The organism is Bremerella sp. JC817, assembly GCF_040718835.1.
Taxonomy (GTDB): Bacteria; Planctomycetota; Planctomycetia; order Pirellulales; family Pirellulaceae; genus Bremerella.
Genome location: NZ_JBFEFG010000280.1, coordinates 1,010,766 through 1,031,583, shown reverse-complemented (window position 1 = coordinate 1,031,583; position 20,818 = coordinate 1,010,766). Strand labels below are relative to the sequence as shown.

18 protein-coding genes are annotated in these 20,818 nt (G+C 58.0%); 12 read left to right on the top strand and 6 right to left on the bottom strand.

The window, feature by feature from the left end:
• Positions 1 to 482: 482 nt before the first annotated feature.
• Positions 483 to 2,507 (bottom strand): helicase C-terminal domain-containing protein, encoded by a 2,025-nt coding sequence (locus AB1L30_RS22610; RefSeq protein WP_367016238.1) that lies wholly within the window; start codon positions 2,505 to 2,507, stop codon positions 483 to 485.
• A 201-nt stretch (positions 2,508 to 2,708) separates the two neighbouring features.
• On the opposite strand from AB1L30_RS22610, the gene AB1L30_RS22605 reads away from it, so the two are divergent.
• From AB1L30_RS22605 to AB1L30_RS22575, 7 genes are all read left to right on the top strand, one after another.
• A complete protein-coding gene (locus tag AB1L30_RS22605) occupies positions 2,709 to 3,401 on the top strand; it encodes a hypothetical protein (protein WP_367016236.1) in 693 nt (230 codons plus the stop codon).
• A gap of 51 nt (positions 3,402 to 3,452) precedes the next feature.
• On the top strand, positions 3,453 to 4,187 hold the full coding sequence (locus tag AB1L30_RS22600) for a hypothetical protein (protein ID WP_367016234.1): 735 nt from the start codon (positions 3,453 to 3,455) through the stop codon (positions 4,185 to 4,187).
• Positions 4,188 to 4,220: 33 nt separating this feature from the next.
• Positions 4,221 to 4,949: a hypothetical protein gene (locus AB1L30_RS22595; RefSeq protein ID WP_367016233.1), complete on the top strand. Its 729-nt coding sequence runs from the start codon at positions 4,221 to 4,223 to the stop codon at positions 4,947 to 4,949.
• A 76-nt stretch (positions 4,950 to 5,025) separates the two neighbouring features.
• Positions 5,026 to 6,222, top strand: a complete 1,197-nt coding sequence (locus tag AB1L30_RS22590; protein WP_367016230.1) for a Gfo/Idh/MocA family oxidoreductase — start codon at positions 5,026 to 5,028, stop codon at positions 6,220 to 6,222.
• 92 nt (positions 6,223 to 6,314) lie between these two features.
• Positions 6,315 to 6,704, top strand: coding sequence for a VOC family protein (locus AB1L30_RS22585; protein ID WP_367016228.1), 390 nt, complete (start codon positions 6,315 to 6,317; stop codon positions 6,702 to 6,704).
• A gap of 98 nt (positions 6,705 to 6,802) precedes the next feature.
• Entirely contained in the window at positions 6,803 to 8,008 is a 1,206-nt protein-coding gene (locus AB1L30_RS22580; RefSeq protein ID WP_367016226.1) for a VCBS repeat-containing protein, read from the top strand.
• Between the two features lie 177 nt (positions 8,009 to 8,185).
• On the top strand, positions 8,186 to 9,193 hold the full coding sequence (locus AB1L30_RS22575) for a Gfo/Idh/MocA family oxidoreductase (RefSeq protein WP_367016224.1): 1,008 nt from the start codon (positions 8,186 to 8,188) through the stop codon (positions 9,191 to 9,193).
• Between the two features lie 111 nt (positions 9,194 to 9,304).
• On the opposite strand, the gene AB1L30_RS22570 is transcribed toward AB1L30_RS22575, so the two are convergent.
• The 3 genes from AB1L30_RS22570 to AB1L30_RS22560 all read right to left on the bottom strand — a co-directional run bounded on the left by AB1L30_RS22570 (position 9,305) and on the right by AB1L30_RS22560 (position 11,854).
• Positions 9,305 to 9,862, bottom strand: coding sequence for a hypothetical protein (locus AB1L30_RS22570; RefSeq protein ID WP_367016222.1), 558 nt, complete (start codon positions 9,860 to 9,862; stop codon positions 9,305 to 9,307).
• Between the two features lie 22 nt (positions 9,863 to 9,884).
• Entirely contained in the window at positions 9,885 to 10,925 is a 1,041-nt protein-coding gene (locus AB1L30_RS22565) for a DUF1559 domain-containing protein (RefSeq protein ID WP_367016220.1), read from the bottom strand.
• Positions 10,926 to 11,332: 407 nt separating this feature from the next.
• Entirely contained in the window at positions 11,333 to 11,854 is a 522-nt protein-coding gene (locus tag AB1L30_RS22560) for a hypothetical protein (RefSeq protein WP_367016218.1), read from the bottom strand.
• A gap of 357 nt (positions 11,855 to 12,211) precedes the next feature.
• On the opposite strand from AB1L30_RS22560, the gene AB1L30_RS22555 reads away from it, so the two are divergent.
• Positions 12,212 to 13,720: a hypothetical protein gene (locus AB1L30_RS22555; protein WP_367016216.1), complete on the top strand. Its 1,509-nt coding sequence runs from the start codon at positions 12,212 to 12,214 to the stop codon at positions 13,718 to 13,720.
• Between the two features lie 16 nt (positions 13,721 to 13,736).
• Here AB1L30_RS22555 and epmA read toward each other — a convergent pair whose 3' ends face one another.
• Positions 13,737 to 14,720, bottom strand: coding sequence for an EF-P lysine aminoacylase EpmA (gene epmA / locus AB1L30_RS22550; RefSeq protein WP_367016214.1), 984 nt, complete (start codon positions 14,718 to 14,720; stop codon positions 13,737 to 13,739).
• Positions 14,721 to 14,860: 140 nt separating this feature from the next.
• Positions 14,861 to 15,637, bottom strand: a complete 777-nt coding sequence (locus AB1L30_RS22545) for an NRDE family protein (protein WP_345088486.1) — start codon at positions 15,635 to 15,637, stop codon at positions 14,861 to 14,863.
• A gap of 258 nt (positions 15,638 to 15,895) precedes the next feature.
• Between AB1L30_RS22545 and AB1L30_RS22540 the strand changes: the two genes are divergently transcribed.
• The 4 genes from AB1L30_RS22540 to pepF all read left to right on the top strand — a co-directional run bounded on the left by AB1L30_RS22540 (position 15,896) and on the right by pepF (position 20,750).
• Complete coding sequence (locus AB1L30_RS22540) at positions 15,896 to 17,017, top strand: Gfo/Idh/MocA family oxidoreductase (RefSeq protein ID WP_367016212.1); 1,122 nt, start codon at positions 15,896 to 15,898, stop codon at positions 17,015 to 17,017.
• A gap of 152 nt (positions 17,018 to 17,169) precedes the next feature.
• Positions 17,170 to 17,529, top strand: a complete 360-nt coding sequence (locus AB1L30_RS22535; RefSeq protein ID WP_367016210.1) for a DUF2750 domain-containing protein — start codon at positions 17,170 to 17,172, stop codon at positions 17,527 to 17,529.
• A gap of 121 nt (positions 17,530 to 17,650) precedes the next feature.
• Positions 17,651 to 18,712: a beta-ketoacyl-ACP synthase III gene (locus AB1L30_RS22530; protein WP_367016208.1), complete on the top strand. Its 1,062-nt coding sequence runs from the start codon at positions 17,651 to 17,653 to the stop codon at positions 18,710 to 18,712.
• Positions 18,713 to 18,920: 208 nt separating this feature from the next.
• Positions 18,921 to 20,750: an oligoendopeptidase F gene (gene pepF / locus AB1L30_RS22525; protein WP_367016206.1), complete on the top strand. Its 1,830-nt coding sequence runs from the start codon at positions 18,921 to 18,923 to the stop codon at positions 20,748 to 20,750.
• The last annotated feature ends 68 nt before the right edge of the window (positions 20,751 to 20,818 follow it).

Here is a 20,818-nt window from a genome sequence, read left to right as displayed (position 1 = left end):
GAAAGACACAGAAAAGATGATTCCCACCATATTAAATAACTGGCCACACAAATGGTACGGCTTCTTTGCCACTGCTACTCATCCATGGGAGATCAATGGCTCTTCCATAACCCTCGACGATGTCATGGGAATGGAGTGGGATCCCGAGACCAAAAGAAAAACACTGGCATATATGAAAGCATCCCCAATAGTTATCTGCGGTTCGATACCTGATGTTCCTTGCGAAATATGTGGGCTTGGCCTCTCTGCAAGCGAATTTCAATCGGACGGAGTTTGGCTTTGGCCTGTGGCACTTTCGCACGATGTTGAGATACACGACGTAGGCCTACTTGGCTCCATGCTTCAACACTTCCGCGAAGCCAACTTCATCCCTCCACCAGAGTGTGGCAAAAGTTTGGACCAGCTACCTTGGCCGAATTTAGACTGATGGACTCACCGCACCCGGACTCGGCTCGAAAACAATCAATCCATAGCGAATTGTCTTAAAAATAATCGTCCCACTCTGATCGGGCCGAGCCGGCGCCGGCGAAGTTGTCTTCGACGATGTCGCAGTCGGGGAGCGACTTGAGAAACGCGCGGCCGTAGCCTTTGGTTTGCACGCGTGGGTCCAGGATCACGACGATCCCTTTGTCGGTGTGGCCGCGGACGAGGCGGCCGAAGCCTTGCCGCAGTTTGATGATGGCCTCTGGCAGTTGATATTCCGAGAAGGGTTGCCCGCCACGCTGCTTGATTTGATTCAAGCGGGCCTGAAGCAGCGGATGATCTGGCACGCTGAACGGCAGCTTCGTGATGATCACGTTCTGCAGGGCGTCTCCCGGAACGTCGACTCCCTGCCAGAAGCTATCGGTCCCGAACAACACCGAGCCAGGCGTCTCTTTAAACTTCTGCACCATCTGCCCGCGTGGCATGCCGTCGGACTGGCTGAAGAGCGTGTACCCGTTCTGCCCCATCCAGCGAGACACTCGAGAGGCGCAGTTCCGCAGCATGTCGTAGCTGGTAAACAGCACGAAGGCGTGCCCCTGGGTTTGCTCGACGTAGCGTTTGACCATCTCGCCCAGGGCCTGGTCGTAGTCGCGGCGGTTGCTGGGGTCAGGCATCCCTTTGACCAGCACCAGCTTGACGTTCTTCTTATAGTTGAACGGACTGCCGACGGTCAGCTCTTCGTTGCGCGTCATCCCGATGCGGTCTTTGAAGAAGTCGAACCCTTGATCAGGGGACGAAGACAACGTGGCACTGGTCAAGATCACGCTGTCGACCTTCTGGAACAACTCTTCTCGCAGCACCGGTCCCACTTCGATCGGCGTGGCGAACAACTTCACGCGGCGATAAGGGCCTCGCTGCTGACTGCTTTCGACCCAATAGACCGTGTGCTCCATCTTCTGCATCCGCCAGGCTTCGATCGAGTCGGCCATCAGGAAGATGCGATCCGACAGCGAATGGAAGTCTTGCCGGGTTCCTTCTTCCTCGAACCGATCGCCTGCCTGCTTGACCATCGAAGCCAACTTGGCCATCGCCGGCGAAAGGACGTTCGGGATCAGCTCAGGCACATTCACGCGACCATTGCCGCCCGGGTTTTCTTCGAGCCAGGCATCCAGTTCGTCGAAGAACTGTTGCGCTCGATACCGGGTATGCACAACCTGGTTCATTGCATCGCGGCAGTCGTGATGAACCAGCAGGCCTTTCTGGGTTCGCTCGTTGAACAGCTTGTTCAATGCGAAATCGACCTGGGTCGACGTGACCGACATGCCGAGGTGATCGCCGGCGACACCTTCCAGGGTGTGGGCTTCGTCAAAGATGACGGCGTCGTACGAAGGCAACAAGCTGACACCGCTGCGGCGAAGTGCCAGGTCGCTGAAGAACAACGCGTGGTTCACGATCAGCAGTTGAGCGTTCTGCATCCGGCGACGTGCTTTGTAATAGAAGCAGTCGTCGTAGCTCGGACACTTTCGGCCAAGGCAGTTGCCGCTGTCGCTGGCGATCTCGTCCCAGACCCGAACGGCCGGGCGAAAATCGAGATCGCTGAGCGAACCGTCGGTCGACTTCTTCGACCAATCTTTGAGGGTCCGCAGTTGGGCGGTCTCGTCATCTTTGTCGAACAGGCTCGCACTCCGCAGCGAGGCCGCACCGAGCCGCCGCAGACTGACGTAGTTACCCCGGCCCTTGGCCAGCACGGCCGTGAACTCGAGCGGCACCGAGGCGTTGATCAGCGGGATGTCCTTCTCCAGAAGCTGCTCTTGCAGGCTGATCGTATGCGTCGAGATCACCACCCGCCGCGACTTCTCTCCGCTGCCTTGATGACCACAGGCCCACAAAATGGAGGGTACCAGATAGGCAAAACTTTTGCCGACGCCGGTGCCTGCTTCGACCACCAGATGCCGATTCTTGGCCAGCGCCGTCCCGACAGCCTTGGCCATGGCCATCTGCTCCGGGCGTTCCTCGTATTGCTTTAATCGCCGAGCAATCAGCCCCTGAGGGCCGAGAACGTCGTCGATGCTCAGGTTTTCCATCCGTGTTTGCTTGACTGATTGTGACCGTTTGCCGTTTTGCCCGATCCTTCACTCTATCGGGATTCGGGCTGACTGCCCACCACAAGCGGAAAAGTCGGGCCGCTAAGCTGGAGGAGCCGCAAAAATTGGAATAGACTGGTTCAGCGTCGTCTGGCGACATGCTTATCTCCACTCCGCTTGCTTCCAGAAAGCTATATCCCGATGCCGATCGACTTCGATTGCGCTGTCTGCAAAAACAGGATTCGTGTTCCCGACGGAAACGAAGGCAAGCGGACCAAGTGCCCCAAGTGCCACGCAATCCAGCCGGTTCCGTCGGAAGCGGACGAATTGAAGCTAAAAGACTCGCTGGAAGAGCCTGCCCCGCCGAAAAGTTCTCCGCTGGACGATGTCTTCCAGCCGATGTCGCCCCCCAACCAGAACGTTTCGCGCAATCCTTACGCCGAAGAATCGAGTCAGGCTCACGATAATCCGTATGCCGCTCCGCAAACGCCAGGCAATACGGCGGCCGCCAATTCGGCACGCATGGAAGCGATGAGCAAGCTCCAAACGCCGATCCTGACTTGCCTGGGACTGCTGGCGCTGGGGATCGTGTTCAATATCATCTCGCTGATCACCATGGTCATCCAGGTCAACGGCCAAGGAGCCCAGGGCGCCAACACCGTCGTCGCGTTGGCCACCTATGCGATCACGTTTGGCTTCGCGGTTGGGCTGCAAGGGTTCGGTTGTTTTGGACTGTTGCAGGCCCGCGACCTCAAAAATTATGGCCTGGCATGGGCCGGCTTCATTATTGCCGCCCTTCCCTGCTCGTGTTGTTTTGTGGTGTCGCTACCGATTAGCATTTGGGGAATGATGCTTCTGGCCGATAACAGTATTCAGAGGCAATTCAACGGATAGCGGGACAAAGGTTCTCGCTGTGGGCAAATTCGCACCTAAGGGCTCGCTTCCATGTCGATTGATTTTTCCTGTTCCAAATGCCAGCGTACGATCCGCGTTCCTGACGGAACCGAAGGAAAAAAGACCAAGTGCCCGCAGTGCCAGGAAATCCAAGTCATTCCCAACGCTCCGGCAGGCGGACTGCCCCCTGCCTCGCCACCTAAGCCGGAGCCTTCGTCCGAGAAAAGCGACTCGCTGTGGGATTCACTCAGCAGTGAAAAGGATAAGTCGCCAACCGGCGGCGCGGCTCCTTCCAATCCATTCGGCGAAACGAACGATCCTTTCGGACCGCCTGCCCGCAATCCTTACGCTTCCCCGTCGAGCCACTCCCACGCTTACGGCCAACAAGCCGCCACGCGATCGGCAGCTCGCGCCCAACTGATTGGCCCAGCGATCGGCGTGCTGGTCTCGACTGTGCTGGGCCTGCTGCTGAACATCGTCTGGTGGATCGCCTCGATGATGCAAGTCGAGAACGATGCCGGCATCAACGACCCGGAAGAACGCGTTGGCGTATACGTGGTGCTGTGCATCATGTTCGGCCTGCCAACGCTGCTCAGCTTGTTTACGTGCGTGGCGATGGTCCGCGCGATGCAGGTCCGCACTTATGGCCTGGTGATGTGTGGGTTCGTGCTGTCGCTGACGCCGTTCTCGGGCGGTTGCGGCTGTATCCTGGCGATGGCGTTTGGTATCTGGGGAATCGTCGTGATGTGCAACGAGTCGGTGAAGGCCGCCTTCCGCCTCCCTTAAGCCTCTTAAACGATCGAAGCGGAACGAACCGGTATGGCTCTCAGTTTTCAATGTGGTATCTGCCGAAAGATCATCCATGTCCCGGATGGATCGGAAGGCAAGAAAACCCGTTGCCCTGGGTGCTATTCGATCTGCAAGGTCCCCTTCAGTGGCAGCGTGCAACTGATCGATCCCGACCAGGTCGCTCCGCTGGAAGATGCCGACGATCCGCTGGGAATCAGCGGCAAGACCGAATCGCGGTGGGAACCTTCTGAATCGGGGCCGGCCGTCGGCAGCAATCCCTTCGCTGCCGACCCTGTCGCCCTGCCTCACGCCGAGCCCCCGGTCGATACCGTCGAGATGCGGCAAGCGATGCTCCGCCGTCGGCGCTCGACCTTGGCGACGCTGTCGATCGTGCTGGTCGCGATTGGCCTTCTCTTCTTGATCTTCAATGGCCTGAGCGTGACCATGCAGCTGATTCGCCTGATCGACGAATCCTCGGACAACCTGGGACGAATCGCTGCCTTGTGCGGGTCGATCGTGATTCTGGGGGCTCAGATCGTCACGCTGTTCGCGTTGAACGAAGTCCGCTTGTTCCGTAGCTATTCGACGGCACGGACCGGCATGATTCTGGCGATGATCCCCTTCACCTATCCAGCGATGTGCCTGGTTCTGCCGCTGGGCTTGGCCGCCTGGGGAATGATGCTGCTAAGTGATAACGACGTCTGCGAATCGTTCCACAGCGAGGGGGGCCCGGGACGCCTGAATGACACGCCCTCGTAGGTGTGTTAAAACAAGCGTTCCCTATCGGATTAACCTCGAAGCTTAGCCCATCCCATTCTGTGAGGAGCGTGCCCCCATGGCTACCAACGGTGACTTGAATCGAAAACTTCGCATGGCCCTTGTCGGTGGTGGCTCTGGCGCCTTTATCGGCCGCGTGCATGCCACCGCCGCCGTGCTGGACAACCGCGCCGCCCTGGTCGCCGGTGCCCTCAGCTCGAATCCGGAACGTGCCAAGGCTTCCGCTCCTGACTACGACATTCCTGAAGCTCGCGCTTACACCAGCTACCAGGAACTGATCGAAAAAGAACTCGCTCTGCCCGAAGATCAGCGGATCGACTTCGTCTCGGTCGCCACGCCGAACCACATGCACTTCCCAGTCGCCAAGGCTGCCTTGGAAGCGGGTTTCAACGTGATGTGTGACAAGCCGATGACCTTGGACTTAGCCCAGGCCGAAGAGCTGTACGAAACCGTGCAGAAGTCGGGCGCCGTCTTCGCCGTCACGCACAACTACACCGGCTATCCGCTGGTTCGCCAGGCTCGCGAGATGATCCTCAATGGTGACCTGGGCGAGATCAACGCGATCCGCGTTCAGTACATCCAGGGCTGGCTGCGAACCAAGCTGGAAGACACCGAACAGAAGCAAGCCGCCTGGCGTAGCGACCCAGCCAAGAGCGGCGCCGCTGGTGCTTATGGCGACATCGGTACCCACGCCTACAACCTCGGCCGCTTCATGACCGGTTTGCTGCCGGACAAGGTCAGCACCAACCTGGCCACGTTCGTCGAAGGCCGTCGCTTGGATGACTACGGTACCACCGTCATTCGTTACGAAAATGGTGCCCTCTGCACGCTGACCGCTTCGCAGATCAGCCATGGTCGCGAGAACGATCTGTCGATCGAAATCGACGGCACCAAGGCGGCCCTGAGCTGGCGTCAAGAGAACCCGAACGAAATGATCGTTCGTCAGAATGGCGAGCCTCACAAGATCTATACCCGTGCCCCAGGTGCTTCGTTCATGAAGCCCTTGGCCGACGCTTCGTGCCGCATTCCTTCGGGTCACCCAGAAGGTTTCTTCGAAGCCTTCGCCAACGTCTATCGCGCTGCCTACGATGCGATGGCCCTGCGTGCGACCGGCAAGGACTTCGAGAAGAAGGACACCATCTACCCGAACATCCACGATGGTGTCGAAGGGATGTACTTCATTCAGCAGTGTGTCGCCAGCAGCCAGCAAGATGGCGCCTGGTTGCCACTGAAGCACGAAGCGGCCCGTCGTTAATCGACTGCCCGGTTTGTTGAAATTCAAGAGCCGCTGTCTGGCAATCAGGCAGCGGCCTTTTTTATCGCTACCCTCCCACCGCAGATATCGCCATGAAAATCGAACACTTCGCCCTTCAAGTTGCCGACCCGGTCGCGATGGCTCGCTGGTACGTCGTGCACTTGGGCATGACCATTCAGCGCGGCAGCAAGCAGCCACCCTTCGCCCACTTTCTGGCCGATGACGGCGGGCAGATGCTGATCGAGATCTATCACAACGAGCAGTTCGACGTGCCTGATCAATCGGCCGTACCGCCAGCCCACTTCCACCTCGCCTTCGTCAGCGACGACATCGAGTCAGATCGAACCCGTCTGATCGAAGCAGGTGCCAAGGCAGAAGGCCCCATCAACACCCAGCCTAACGGCGACCTGGTTTGCTTCCTCCGCGACCCATGGGGATTGACGCTGCAACTGGTCACCCGCGTCGAGAAGCTGCTGACGTAGCGTGCCGGAAGTTTTCGGTGAAACCAGGCAACCGTTGCGGTACGATGAAGTACCCCTCGTGGCCAACCCAACTTCCTCGCCTTCAACGAGAACGCATCATGCGGAACGCACTTGCCTGTTTCACCTGTCTAGTTTTGCTCGCCGGCAACAGCTTCGCGGGCGAGATCCAGTTTGAACCGCAGCAACTCGATACCGAGCTTGGCGTCGGCTATGCGGTTCGACTGATCGACATGAATGGCGACGACAAGCTCGACATCTGCATCGTCGATCAGCAGCGCATCGTTTGGCTCGAAAACCCAACCTGGACCGAGCACCAGATCCTGGGCCCAGGCCAAACCAACGCCGACAACGTGGCGTTCGCTCCGGCCGATATCGATGGCGACGGCAAGCTCGATTTCGCGGTCGCAGCCGGCTGGGGAGGTGGCAAAACGGAGCGTGGCACCATCCAGTGGATCACCTCTAGCGGGAGCCAGGACCAGCACTGGAACGTGTATCCGATCCGCACCGAGCACAGCACACATCGCATCAAGTTTGCGAATGTAATCGGCGACGAACGCCCTGAGCTGATCGTCGGCCCTCTGTTCGGCCCCAACACGACCGCGCCGCACTTCGCCGAGCAGCCGGTTCGCCTGCTTGCTCTCGAAATCCCCGAGAAGCCGCAGACCGATCCGTGGCCAGTCCACATGATCGATAACTCGCTGCACGTGATGCACAACTTCCTGCCGATCGACTTCACCGGCAACGGCAAAACCGACATCATTTCGGCCAGCTACGAAGGTGTCCATCTTCATGAGCTGCAAGAGGACGGGACCTGGAAGAAAACCCAGCTCGGCTCCGGCGACCAGATTTCGAGCCCCAGCCGCGGTGCCAGCGAGGTGAAGGTTGGTAAACTGGCCAACGGCGATCGCTATATCGCCACGATCGAGCCTTGGCACGGCAATCAGGTGGTTGTCTACACGAAAGAGAAAGGCCAGCCGATTCGTAGCCTTTGGCATCGCCAGGTCCTGGACGACCAGCTTCGCTGGGGTCATGCGGTCTGGTGTGCCAATATTGATGGGGATGCGGACGAAGAACTGGTGATTGGCGTTCGGGACGATCAGCCTGATAGCTCGCGTCGCGGTCTCAGAATTTTTGATCCGACAGCGGCAGATGGGACTTCGTTCAAGCGGTATGTTATCGACCCAGGTGCGGTTGCCATCGAGGACCTGGCCGTAGCCGACCTGGACGGAGACAATCGGGCCGATATCGTCGCGGTTGGACGCCAAACGCATAACGTGAAGATCTACTGGAATAAATCTCAATAGCTGGCATCAAATTTCTCAAATATTGCCTTTATCCTAGGATGTTTATAGGATTTTTTATCGCAATATTTCATTGTCGCTGGGTCTTTTGCGAGGCTCTCGTTACACTGAAATTGACCCTGCCAGATCCCAAATCTCGTCTCCCCACACATCATTGCATAACAGATAGGAACAGGCCCGATGAGTAAAGTTCGTTGGGGTGTGCTGAGCACCGCGAAAATCGGTACCGTGAAGGTTATTCCCGGCATGCAGCGCGGAACCTATTGCGAAGTTACCGGGATTGCCTCGCGCTCGCTCGACAACGCCCGCACGGTTGCGGACAAGCTGCACATCCCGAATGCTTACGGCTCGTACGAAGAACTGCTGGAAGACCCGAACATCGACGCGGTCTACATCCCGCTGCCGAATCATATGCACGTGCCATGGGCCATCAAGGCGATCCACGCTGGTAAGCACGTTTTGTGTGAAAAGCCGATCGGATTGAACGTCGAAGAGGCCCGCCAACTGGCCGACATCGCCCACCAGCACCCAAACCTGAAGGTGATGGAAGCGTTCATGTACCGGCACCATCCGCAGTGGCAGAAGGCTCGCGAAATCGTTCGCAACGGTGGCATCGGCACGCCGGTCAGCATCCAGAGCTTTTTCTCTTACTTCAATAACAACCCTGGCGACATCCGCAACAACGCCGAATGGGGTGGCGGCGGCATGATGGATATCGGGTGCTATCCGATTTCGTTATCACGCTTCATCCTGGAGGGGGAACCGGAAAAGGTGATCGCCTCGGTGACCCGCGACGAAGAGTTCAAGACCGACGTTGTCGCTTCGGTGATGATCGACTTCGGCGGCATTATGAGCACGTTCACCTGCGGAACGAAGCTCGCTCCTTACCAGCGCGTGCATATCCACGGAACCGAAGGACGCGTCGAAATCCAGATTCCGTTCAACGCTCCGCCCGACAAGCCCTGCATCTTGTGGCATCAGCAAGGGGAAGAGATCACCGAGATTGAAGTCCCGACCGCCGACCAGTACACGGTCCAAGGCGACCTGATGTCCCAGGCGATCCTGGAAGACACCGAGGTCCCCACGCCAATCTCGGATGCGGTAGCCAACATGGAAGTGATCGAAGCGGTCTTCCGCAGCGAACGCAGCGGCCGCTGGGAAGCGATCAGCCACATGCTGGTCGAGTAACCTTCGCCCTACCCTCCAAGAAGCAGAAAAAAGGCCTGACTCGCCACGGCAAGTCAGGCCTTTTTCATGCGCGGTGTTTGCTCGCGACACGCAAGCGGGCGACGCGATCCGTTATTGGTCGCTGGTCAGGTCGAGCGTTACTTCGTTCTCGACGCCCGCCTCGACGATGGTGCTGAGCCCCGACGTGCTGGTGCTGATGTACTTTTCCGGGACCAGGTACAACTGCTTGGCATACACCGGCCGGCCGCGTCCTTGCACTTCGTGCTGATCCTCGGCAGGCGACGGTGCACTGCTGGGATCGTCGATCGATTTAACGACCACAATCTTGTATTCGCCTGGGAAAACCCCGTCGGCGTAGTTGGAAGTGCCCATCTTGGCGATCCCTTGGGCATCGGTTCGCCCGACGCCGGAACGGCCTCCACCGACCGGCGTGAAAACGACTGCGGCATCTTCGACCGGCTGACCATCGAGTGTCACCGAGACCGTCGTTTTGGCAGCACCTTCCAGCAGCGGTTCTGCCGCGCAGCCCGCCAAGGAGAGCATGATAAGACAAAGCAAAACAAAGCGAAGTGACGTCAGCATGGGGCGTGGTTCCATCAAGTCGACCAGAAAGAAAGTGAGTTCGTGGGGCAAGTCGACCGCACGTTCGCTGGCCGACTTACGATTCACTGAGGCTTTTCAGGCAGCCACCTTAGTTGGCAACCTGGGCGAACTCGCCCGCCGACTTCGATCCCATCGCACCCCACACACCGTAAGGCGAAGGGCCGTTGCTTGGTGCGACTTGCGAAAGGTCACCGGTGTCGATCGTTTCAGGAATGAAGGCGACTGAACCATCGCTCATCGCCGCGTTGGCTCCGCCTGGGTGATAACTGGAGGCCGAGATGATGCCTTCCGACCAATCGTTGGCCTTTCGCGAACAGCTTGGAGCGTTCGGTGGAAGGATCGTGCAAAACCCCTGCAGGTTGACCGCCCCGTCCGTCCAGCGACGTCCGTTGAAATCGGCGAAGGCAACGCTGTTGTCGTACGTGCCACCAAGCGGACGCATCGCGAGGCAGATGCCAGGATTGATACCATCCTGTTGATTGATCACCCACGGACTGCCGGTCACGACGATGCCGCCGATCAACTTCTTCTGGTCGGTGCCCAAGGCCTTTTCGCCCAGCAGCACCGTGTTACTCAAGCCGTCGGTGATGTCTTTGAAATTGCAGTACTTGTAGAACGAGAACACGCCGCGCGATTCGTACGCCTGATGATCGAGCGTATAACGCGCACAGTCCCCAATGCTGAACGCATAGTTCGAGCTACCCTTGCCGCCATACTTGTTCGGGTCGATGCCTTCCGCCGAATCGGACGGGCACAGCAGCTTCTGAACTTGCACGTTGAACGGAGCGAAATCCTGCCAAGGCTTGATGCCAAATGGAGGTGCGGTGCCGTTGCCACTGGCGATTTGATCGTACAGCGGCTTCTCTTCCAGAAACGGCAGCAGCCCGATCCAACCACTCAAACGCTGCTGGTTCGACAACGTACCACCAACCCGCGCCGGCAAGGCCTGGAACGTGTCGTGATAGTTGTGCATCGCCAGTGCCAGCTGCTTAAGATTGTTGGTGCACTGCATCCGACGAGCTGCCTCGCGTGCCTGCTGAACAGCCGGCAACAACAGGGCAATCAGAATGCCGATGATGGCGATCACAACTAACAGTTCGACGAGAGTAAAGCCGAAACGCTTACGCATTGGGATGACTCCAGGGACAGAATCGCGCGGGTGAGGGTGGGACCAAGTGAACCGGTCCCCGTCACTCTAGTCGAGGGAGTCACGTCGCAACAAGGAGCAACTTCGAGCGACCTTTCGCCTATCGCTCTTTCCCTGTTTTTTCGAAATTTTCTGACGACACAAGCAACAACCAAGATCGCTGCTCAAACGCAGCAATAAGGTCGCCGCAAACTCGCATTCTCTTTCAAGCCAACCCCCAACAATCCCCTTCCCTCCACGAGACACCAGACTGCAGCGATTGAAAATGAACCTAATCTTCACAGTCGCCCGCCCACCCAAAACAGATACCATCCACGCAACACTCAATTCGCCTGAGATGGATTTTCACGCGGCTTCAAATCAAGGGTCGTGTTGCGATTGAATCACCCTCACCCCGGCACGTCGTATTCGTCGTCGATGTCGATGCGGCGGTCGAGCCAGTAGTCGGGGTTCGATAAGACTTCGTCCACGATGGCGGGCTTAGTGAGGGCTTGGACCTGGGGGACCCACAGCAGCTTGTGCTGCGAGAACATTCCGTCGAAGTCGAAGTTCTCGGCGTCGACCGGGATGGCGTAGAAATCGAGATAGACGTACTGCTTCCCTTCTTCCAGATCACCCACGACCGACTTCATGCAGTCGATCCACATTTCGACTTCTTCGTCTGTCGGAGGTTCGGAGTAGCGAGTCTTCAGGTCGTGCCAGGCCAGTTCTTCCCAGGTCAAGTCACACGACTCGGCCACGGCAAAGGTGAATGCCCGGCGGCACTGTGGACAGATGAAAAGCCAACCACAACCACACCACGGACAATCAAGCTGCCCTGGGCCGGCGATCCAGACCGACGGCGAACATTTGCAATGCGAGACAAGGTCGTCGTTCGCCTTCTTGAGAAACAGGCCGGGCTTGGCACTCATAGATGACCTCGGCTGAAAGTCGTTTCTGGCAAGCTGCCAGCAGCATTTCCTGCGTTCTTTTTAGCCCAAGAGTCAAAACGACTCCAGGAAACGGTTGCCCGAAATGGCCCAGTTCCACTTCCACCGCGCGACAGACCAGTCATCCCGTGAAATCAACGGAGGATACAGACGTTTCGACAGGTTTTTAAATCGAGAACGTTTTTTTCGCGAAGTTCGTCTAACAAGGTATCCCATCACGCGAAAGGTCGAGGAAAGTCGCCCGCCTGCGCGTTTTTCGCATTCCCCTCCCTAGGCTGGGTATGCATAATCGTAGCCAGAAACAGACTTGCCAGCTCACTCAATCACTCGACTGAAGTCATGCCTTTTTCGGTACGAATTTCCCTGATCGCGTGCCTCGCCACGCTGCTTCTGCCTGCGATGTCGCTTCCTAGCACGCAGTGCTTCGCACAACTCGAAAAGTCTCCCTGGATTGAAGCGGCCGACATTCGCATTCCTGCGGATAAGAAAGCTCAGATCACCACCGGTCCTCCTGGTTGCCCGGTGGTGATCGTCAATAACGACGTCTGGCATGTGAAGTCGAAGCGGGTCGTTCAAACGCTGCCTGAATCGCCCGAGATCGGCGACTTTCGTTGCTTGAGCGCCAATGGAATGTACTTCGCCGCCTATGGAGGCAGCAACTTCGACAAAGGCAGGTCGGTCAACGTCTGGAATCTGGTCAGTGGCGAACTGGTCGCGACCGTGCCGGGTCAGTCGCGTTATAGCTATCCAGTGATGAAGATCATGTACAACCGCTACCTGCTGGTGGCTCCGGATGGTGGCGAGACGCTGGTGATCTGGGACCTGCAAGAGAACCGCCGGACGCGCGACATCAAGGTTCGCACGACGAGAATCGAAGAAGGCCAGCTGACCGTTTCGCCCGATGGTAAGTACCTGGCACTGGTCGAAGGGGACCGAGTCTCGGTGCTGACACTGGCCGATGGCCGCTATGCCGGTAACCTGGCCGCACCGATCAAAGACCCGACGGCACGCTTTCAATCGACCCTGGGTGCGAACTCGATCGAAGACCTCGAGTTCTCGCCCGATGGCCAAGAGATGGCGGCGATCTACAGCTCGTTCGACGTACAGCGGCTGATCGTGTGGGATGGCAGCGGACAGATCAAACACGATATTCCGGTGAATATTCCGTATGGCCGCTTCAACGAACACAGCCTTACCTGGCTGCCTGACAACAAAGGCTGGATCGTCGATGGCAACGTGATCCATCGCGAGTCACGCAAGATCACCGCCCAGATCAAACGCCCGCAACGCGAATCGGATCAGATCGCCGTGCTCGACCCCTATTTCGTGCTGGGGCGTTTTGGCGAAGACGCCGAAGTGATCACGATGATTGCGATTCCGTGGGAGGAAGTCGAGCGTTCGCTGGAAGCGATGAAGACACCAGAGAACTGCATCGTCGGCCCTGGCGTGAAGGCGTCGCTGTTGGTGTACATGCGCGGCGAGTCAGGCGAATCGATCGAGAAAGCACGCACGCAAATCGGCGACGCGATTGTCCAACAGCTTCGCCAGTATGGCATGTCGTACGCGGCAGACCAGGACATCACGTTCCGCTTCAATGTGGAGCCGGCATCGCTGGAACATCGCCTTGGCCAGGCCAAGCTGGCGCTGCTACGGGGCGGAAACCCGGATCCGATCTGGGAACACACCTTCAGCCTGAGCAGTTCCAACGGCTTCCTCGATGGACTGAATAAGAAGCAATTGAACGACGCCGAGATCCGGTCGCTGGCCCGCGAGATCTCGCAGCTTCAGATTCCGTACTTCATCCCTCGGGCACCCCAGTATCTGCCGCTTCCGCTGGTCGTCGAATAACGATCGGCGGCAGCGACTACGCTTGCCGCGTCGGAAATGGAATCACCTGATCGATCGAACTCGCCCGCAAGGCGGCCATCAGCAATCGATCGAGCCCCAAGGCACAGCCACTGCATGCTGGCAATCCGGCCTGCATGGCGTTGATCAGCTGGCTTTCTTCCGGCAGCGTCGGCTTGCCCAGCGCCGCGCGGGCCTCGTTATTGGCCCGGTTTCTCTCGACCAGGATCGCCGGATCGAGCAACTCGTCGTACCCGTTGGCAAGCTCCATCCCGTCGACGAAAAGCTCGAAGCGACACGCCACGCGGGCATCGTCGGCATCGATCCGAGCCAAGGCGGCCTGGGATGCGGGATAGTGATACAAGATCACTGGCTGCAGCGTTCCGAGCTTCGGCTGAATCAACTCGGACAACAGGAGCTCGAGCAGTGCGTCACGATCTTCGTCAGTGAAAGAGCTTGGCACGTCGACGTTGTGCGTCTCGGCAATCGCTCGCAACTGCTTGCCGGATGCTTCGAGCGGGTCGCAATCGAGGTGCGCCTGAAAGGCTTCGCGGTAGCTCAGTTGATGGGCCGGACCGCGCTGCAGGACCGCTTCCGCCAGATCGGACAACAGCTGCATGCCGGCCGCCAGGTCGTCACCGACGCGATACCATTCGACGAGAGTGAACTCGACATTATGGTGCGCGCCCACCTCGGCCAGGCGAAACGCTTTGCAGATTTGAAAGATCGCGTCGGCACCAGCCGCGACGAGCCGCTTCATGGCGAACTCCGGCGAGGTCTGAAGATAGTAGCGGTCTCCCTGGTCTGGCCGTGCCGGGTCCCAGGCCAGCGTGACCGGCACCGGATCGAGATGCGTGTCGATCACCGTGTCGCGTGAGAGAAGCGGAGTCTCGACTTCCCAGAAGCCTTTCCCCAGAAAGAAACGCCGCAAGGTCTGGGTGACCTGGTTACGGTGCTTCAGATTTTCGAGCGACGCTGTTGGTCGCCAACTGCTTGTTTCCATCCGATCGCCTGCGAAGGATACCTGGCCGCCTGCTTCAGCAAGCCCTCATGCATCCTGGTACTGAAACCAAGGGTACGAAAAAAGGGCACCTCACCACAGTGAAGTGCCCTTTCAATTGTTTGCATTGCGTCCAGCGGAGACTAGGCTTCGGCTCGCGAGGCACGTGCTTCGCGGAGACCGCGACTGAGGATATCTCGCAGCAGTGGCGAGTAATCTTCGTAACCAACCTTGGTCGGTGCACCTTCTGCGTATTGGAAGATGGCGTCGCGAGGCTTTTTGCCCAGCGAGATCAGCGTGGAGCTGACCGTTCCCCATTCCTTCCCTTCGATGACCATGCCAGGACGGCCTTGAGCTGCTGGTGGACGTGCGAACACCTTGCTGGAGACGGCCAGGAATTTCACAGCCGAGTCCAAGGTCTGCAGCGTCATCAGGCGATGGGCCAACTGAACACGTTCGTCGCGTGGATCGTTCAGATCCATGCCGCCGATCAGGTTCAAGCCATCTTCCAGACGCTGGGCATTCACGTCGTCGCCACCATGCACGACCCAACCGCTGTCAGCGTCGGCCATGATGAAGTTGACACCGTCGTATTGTTCCGACATCAGCCCTTCCATCGCCACTTCGACCGCAGCCTGAGCGCTGCTGGCCCGCAACAATTCACGACAAAGCAGCCCACGCGAACGGGGGACAGCAGGTCGTTTCATTTTGCGGCGATTGGTGCATCCGACAACGAGCCCATGCTGATTGACACCGAGCCAGGTACCCCCGGCTTGTTGATCAATTCCACACAAAGCTCGAGGCTTCCCCGATTGAATCGAAGGGGCCAACGTGGGACGATCGTAAAACTCTTCCCGGTTTGCGGCGAGGAGAATCGGCGCCTCGGGAACGCTTCGGTATTGGATTGCCAATAGGCACATATTGTTAAAGAGCGGGGCTAGAGGTTAGAAAAAGTCGGTACCCTGGTCACGCCCCAAGGCTGATCTAATCCTTTTGAGTCTATTCTTTTTTCACCTTTCGGACACCCTTTAATGGGGGTCGAGTACCTAAATTTTTGTTAAAACAACTTTCCCGGAGGGCTCCCTGAAGGTGGTGTGAAACCAGTGGCTAAATCATGCCCATTGGCCCCACTTTTAAGGAATCCACCCTATCTGACCTAATCCCAAGAGATTGCCCCAATGTCCCAGCATTCTGCCGAAAACCCCGTCAAAATCGCTATTATCGGCGCCGGCGCTGTCAGTCACTATCACCATGTCCCTGGTATCAACATCGATCCGCGGGCCACGTTGGTTGCCGCTTGCGATACCAGCACCGAGCTGCTTGAGCAGCGAAAGAAGGACTGGGGAGTCGCCAAGACCACCACAAGTGTGGAAGAGATTTGTACTGATCCGGAAGTCGACGCCGTGATCATCGCGACCCCTAACTTCACCCACCGAGAGATCTCGCTGCTTGCCTCGCAGAACGGCAAGCATGTCATGGCCGAGAAGCCGCTTGGGCTGAACGCCGGCGAAGTTCGCGAGATGTATCACTCGGCTCGCGACAACAAAGTCGTTCATATGACCGCGTTTACGTACCGTTTTGCTCCGTCGATGCGGTACCTGCGAAGCCTGTTGAAATCGGGCCAACTGGGCGAACCACGCCACTTCCGTAGCCAGCGATTCCTCGATTGGCCAGAAACGAGCTGGGGCTGGCGTCAGTACAAAGACAAAGCAGGTGCCGGCGACCTGTTCGACATGACGATCCACCGTATCGACTTCGCCCGCGATCTGCTGGGCCCGATCAAGAGCGTCTGCGGCGCGGTGGCTCAGTTCACCAAGCGCGATGTCACCGCCGACGGCAAGCCTTGCCCGCCTAGCGAAGTGGATGACTGGTCGTCGCTGATCGGCGAATTCGAGTGCGGCGCGGTCGGTGTCTGGGAAGGCACGACCCTCGCCAAAGGCTATCACCGTAACGGTTTCGGTCACGAGTGGGCCGAGATCAACGGCAGCGAAGGTTCGGCCGTGTATCAGCTGCACGAACCGAATACCATCTTGCTGGGCAAGACGGGGGACGACCTTCACCCGGTCACCGTGCCGGAAGAGTTCCTGACCCCTGCAGGGAGCCCACGCACCACCGATATGGGTGAAGCGGCGACCATTTTCCGCTATGATCTGATCTGGGAATTTGTCTCGGCGATTTGCGAAGGTCGCGAAGCGGTGCCGAGCTACTACGAAGGTTTGATGGCGCAGATCGTGGCTGACTCGGTGCTCGAGTCGCACGAAAAGCGGGCCTGGGTCGATATCCCGAACGAACCTGTGTAGCAGTCGGTTCTCAAATCGACTACGAAATGTTTCCCTTTTAACGCGGCACGATCCCCACCGTGCCGCGTAGTGGCCAGCGATGCCCGGAGAAAGTGGCAAGTTCTCCGGATCTTTTCTCAGCAAATAGCAAGCAACAAATTGGGAGAGGCCCAATGTCCTCAGGCAAGTATGCCGGCATGGTCGACCTGAGTGGTCCTGATCGCCTGCAAGTATTCATTCGCAAGGTATCCGAGACGCAAGAGTTGTGGGGGCTGTATGTCGACGGCTGGGCGGAAGCCTCCGACGACAATGGCAAGAAAGGGCTGGTCGTTTGGCCCGATGAACAGCACGCCCGCCTTTGCGCTACGGATAAGTGGCGACAACATGCCCCTAAGGCAATCAAACTCTCCAGCTTCAACGAACGCTGGGTCGATAAACTGACCCGGATGCGGATGAAAGTGGCGGTCTTCCCCACGCCGTTCGACGGACCTGTGTTTGTCGATGCGGTAGCTTTGCGGGCCGAACTTCTATAATTGCCAAGCCGGCTCTCTCGTTACTTTCAGCGCAACGCCGCTCGAAATAGGCATGAGGGCCAATGGCAATTGTGGTACATTACACCGTTTTCCCGCTCCGGTTCTCTCAGTAAACGACAGCATGGCGACGGCGCAACCTAATTCCTCTCCCCGTAGCGAAGCCAACTCGACGCGTCCGGTTCCTTCCGATCGGAGCCACCTTCGTTCGTTGATGGGTTTTCAGATTCTCGGTACCGGCAGCTACGTGCCAGAGACCGTAGTCCCGAACGAAGACCTTTCGTCGCTCGGCTGCGATCCGGAATGGATCATCCAGCGCACCGGGATTCAGGAACGTCGGCATGCTCCTGCGGACCTGGCCACCAGCGACATGGCGTATGAATCGGCGATCGCCGCGTTGGAATCGGCCGGTGTCGATGCCAGCGAGATCGACCTGATTGTCGTCGGGACGTTCACCCCTGATTCGCTCACCCCGTCGACCGCGTGCCGGCTGCAGCAGCGTCTGGGGATTCGTGCGGCGGCCATGGATGTCAGCGCTGCGTGTGCCGGCTTTCTTTACGCCATGATCACCGCGGCCCAGTTCATCAAAACGGGAACCAGCCGTCGGGCCTTGGTCGTCGGTGCCGACCTTCTGTCGCGGATCGCCAATCCCGACGACAAGAAGACTTATCCCCTGTTCGGTGATGGTGCCGGCGCGGTAGTCCTGGGTCCTGGCTCGGAAGAGCAAGGCATGATCTCGTACACGCTCGGCAGCGAAGGCGAAGGGGCCGAGATGCTGTGCGTCCCTGGTGGTGGCTCGCGCGAACCACTGACGGCGGAGAACCTGGCCGAAGGCAAGCAGTACCTGCATATGGATGGCCGCGGGGTCTTCAAGTGGGCGGTGCGTGTGATCGAAGACTCGATCCGCGACGTGCTGCATCACGCGAACCTGACCGTCGACGACATCTCGCTGGTGATGCTGCACCAGGCAAATGTCCGCATTATCGACGCCGCTTGCGAGAATCTTGGCTTCCCGCGCGAGAAGATGATTGTGAACCTCGACCGCTATGGCAACACGTCGGCGGGCAGCGTTCCGATTGTGCTCGACGAAGCGATGCAAAAGGGACTCGTCCAGCCAGGCGATCGCATTCTGCTATGCGGCTTTGGTGCCGGGCTTTCGTGGGGCACGACCGTCTTCCAGTGGTAAGTGTCCCGGCAGCGACACTTCGGCCGGTCCATTTCTTCACGGAAGGCTTTCTCCACGTCTGGTTAGGCCGAAGATCAGGCCCTTCGGCCGTCTGAATACCCCTCAGCGGTACGCTTTTCGCCGCACATGCTCGTCTTTAATCGTATGCTTTAACGCGTTACGATTGCGTGGAAGCATGCCGATTGAAGAACCCCGTAAAGGAACCAACATGGCCACCACTGGCAAAGCCGCGAAGAAGTCTGTCAAAAAGACCCTCAAACGAGAGGAAGTCGCCGCTGGCGATACCTGGGATCTGAGTAGCCTTTACCCGGATGCCGACGCCTGGGAAAAAGACTTCGCCAAGCTGGCCAAGAAAGAAGCAGGCTTCGACAAGTTCAAAGGAACGCTGGCCAATGGTGCCAAAGAGTTGCTGGCCTGCTTGAAGTTCGATACCGAAGTCGATCGACTCGGCGAACGCTTGGGCGTGTATGCCTATCTCCGCACCACCGAAGACCAGGCCAACGACGACAATCAGCGTCGCCTGGCTCGCTTCCAGTCGGTCGCCAGCAAGCTGGGCCAGGCCGCCAGTTACATCGCTCCCGAAATTCAAGCGATCCCTGCCAAGCGTCTGCAAGAGTTGATGGACGATCCGGTCTTGAAGGGCTATCGTCTCGTCCTCGAACGGATGACACGCTACAAGAAGTACACGCTGAGCAAGAAGGAAGAACGCCTTCTGGCCATGCAAAGCGAAATGGCAGGTGCCTCGTCCAAGGCGTTCCGCCAACTGCTGGATGCCGACATGAAGTTCGGCACCGTCAAGAACGAGAACGGCGAAGACTGCGATCTGACGAACTCGACCTACATCGAGTTCCTGCTGTCGCCAGAACGCAAGGTTCGTAAGAAGGCGTTCGAGCAATACTTCGATCAGTTCCAGGCCCACGAGAACACCCTGGCCGCGACCCTTTCTGGTTCGATCCAGAAAGATGTCTACTACGCTCGCGTGCGTGGTTACGAGAGTGCGCGTCACCAGGCGATGTACAGCGATAACATTCCAGAGTCGGTCTACGACAACCTGATCGATTCGGTCCACAACCATCTGCCGGCAGTCCACCGTTACCTGGAACTTCGCCGCCGCAAGATGAAGCTGAAAGACATCCACCACTACGACACCTACGTGCCGATCTTGAACCAGATCAAGAAGAAGCAAACGTGGGACGAAGCGGTCGACATGATCATGGAAGCGATGATTCCACTCGGTCCGGAATATTGCGACGTCCTGAAGGATGGCCTGACCAAGGCTCGCTGGTGCGATCGTTACCCGAACGCTGGCAAGCAGAGTGGTGCCTTCAGTTGCGGAACGTTCGACGCGGCTCCGTTCATTTTAATGAACTACAAAGTCGACGTGCTGGACGACGTCTTCACGTTGGCTCACGAAGCGGGCCACTCGATGCACAGCTATTACTCGGCCAAGACGCAGCCGTATCAGTACTACAACTACACGATCTTTGTCGCGGAAGTTGCCAGTACGTTCAACGAACAGCTGCTAAGCCAGTACCTGCAAGAGAACGCCACCAACGATCTGGAACGGGCCTATCTGATCAACCGCGACATCGACGCGATTCGTGGCACGATCATCCGTCAGACGATGTTCGCCGAGTTCGAGAAGATCACGCACGCCATGTGTGAAGCAGGCGAACCGCTGACCTCGAAGTCGCTGCAGGAAGTCTATCGTGGCTTGCTGGAACGCTACTTCGGTCCCGACTTCGCGATCGACCCGCAGTTGCAGTTGGAATGCCTCCGCATTCCGCACTTCTACCGCGCGTTCTACGTGTACAAGTATGCGACCGGTTTGTCGGCAGCGATCGCGCTGAGCATGCGAGTGCTCAATGGCGGCAAGCAGGAACTGACCGATTACTTGTCGTTCCTGAAGGGTGGTTGCTCGAAGTATCCGCTCGATCTGCTGCGAGATGCTGGTGTCGACATGGAGAGCCCAAAACCTGTCGACATGGCACTGAGCCACTTCGAGAGCCTGGTCGATCAGTTGAATGACCTGCTGTAGTCTTCATCGACTCTTCGCATAAAACTTCAAAGGCACGGACTGAAAACTCCGTGCCTTTTGTATTTCCA

Bases quoted from the DNA above. Each gene is read 5' to 3' on its own strand.
- AB1L30_RS22605 (WP_367016236.1), top strand. From the start codon at position 2,709: ATGCCGATCGACTTCGATTGCGCTGTCTGCAAAAACAGGATTCGTGTT.
- AB1L30_RS22610 (WP_367016238.1), bottom strand. From the start codon at position 2,507: ATGGAAAACCTGAGCATCGACGACGTTCTCGGCCCTCAGGGGCTGATT.
- AB1L30_RS22540 (WP_367016212.1), top strand. From the start codon at position 15,896: ATGTCCCAGCATTCTGCCGAAAACCCCGTCAAAATCGCTATTATCGGC.
- AB1L30_RS22585 (WP_367016228.1), top strand. From the start codon at position 6,315: ATGAAAATCGAACACTTCGCCCTTCAAGTTGCCGACCCGGTCGCGATG.
- AB1L30_RS22530 (WP_367016208.1), top strand. From the start codon at position 17,651: ATGGCGACGGCGCAACCTAATTCCTCTCCCCGTAGCGAAGCCAACTCG.
- AB1L30_RS22555 (WP_367016216.1), top strand. From the start codon at position 12,212: ATGCCTTTTTCGGTACGAATTTCCCTGATCGCGTGCCTCGCCACGCTG.
- pepF (WP_367016206.1), top strand. From the start codon at position 18,921: ATGGCCACCACTGGCAAAGCCGCGAAGAAGTCTGTCAAAAAGACCCTC.
- AB1L30_RS22560 (WP_367016218.1), bottom strand. From the start codon at position 11,854: ATGAGTGCCAAGCCCGGCCTGTTTCTCAAGAAGGCGAACGACGACCTT.
- AB1L30_RS22600 (WP_367016234.1), top strand. From the start codon at position 3,453: ATGTCGATTGATTTTTCCTGTTCCAAATGCCAGCGTACGATCCGCGTT.
- AB1L30_RS22545 (WP_345088486.1), bottom strand. From the start codon at position 15,637: ATGTGCCTATTGGCAATCCAATACCGAAGCGTTCCCGAGGCGCCGATT.
- AB1L30_RS22595 (WP_367016233.1), top strand. From the start codon at position 4,221: ATGGCTCTCAGTTTTCAATGTGGTATCTGCCGAAAGATCATCCATGTC.
- AB1L30_RS22580 (WP_367016226.1), top strand. From the start codon at position 6,803: ATGCGGAACGCACTTGCCTGTTTCACCTGTCTAGTTTTGCTCGCCGGC.
- AB1L30_RS22535 (WP_367016210.1), top strand. From the start codon at position 17,170: ATGTCCTCAGGCAAGTATGCCGGCATGGTCGACCTGAGTGGTCCTGAT.
- AB1L30_RS22565 (WP_367016220.1), bottom strand. From the start codon at position 10,925: ATGCGTAAGCGTTTCGGCTTTACTCTCGTCGAACTGTTAGTTGTGATC.
- epmA (WP_367016214.1), bottom strand. From the start codon at position 14,720: ATGGAAACAAGCAGTTGGCGACCAACAGCGTCGCTCGAAAATCTGAAG.
- AB1L30_RS22575 (WP_367016224.1), top strand. From the start codon at position 8,186: ATGAGTAAAGTTCGTTGGGGTGTGCTGAGCACCGCGAAAATCGGTACC.
- AB1L30_RS22590 (WP_367016230.1), top strand. From the start codon at position 5,026: ATGGCTACCAACGGTGACTTGAATCGAAAACTTCGCATGGCCCTTGTC.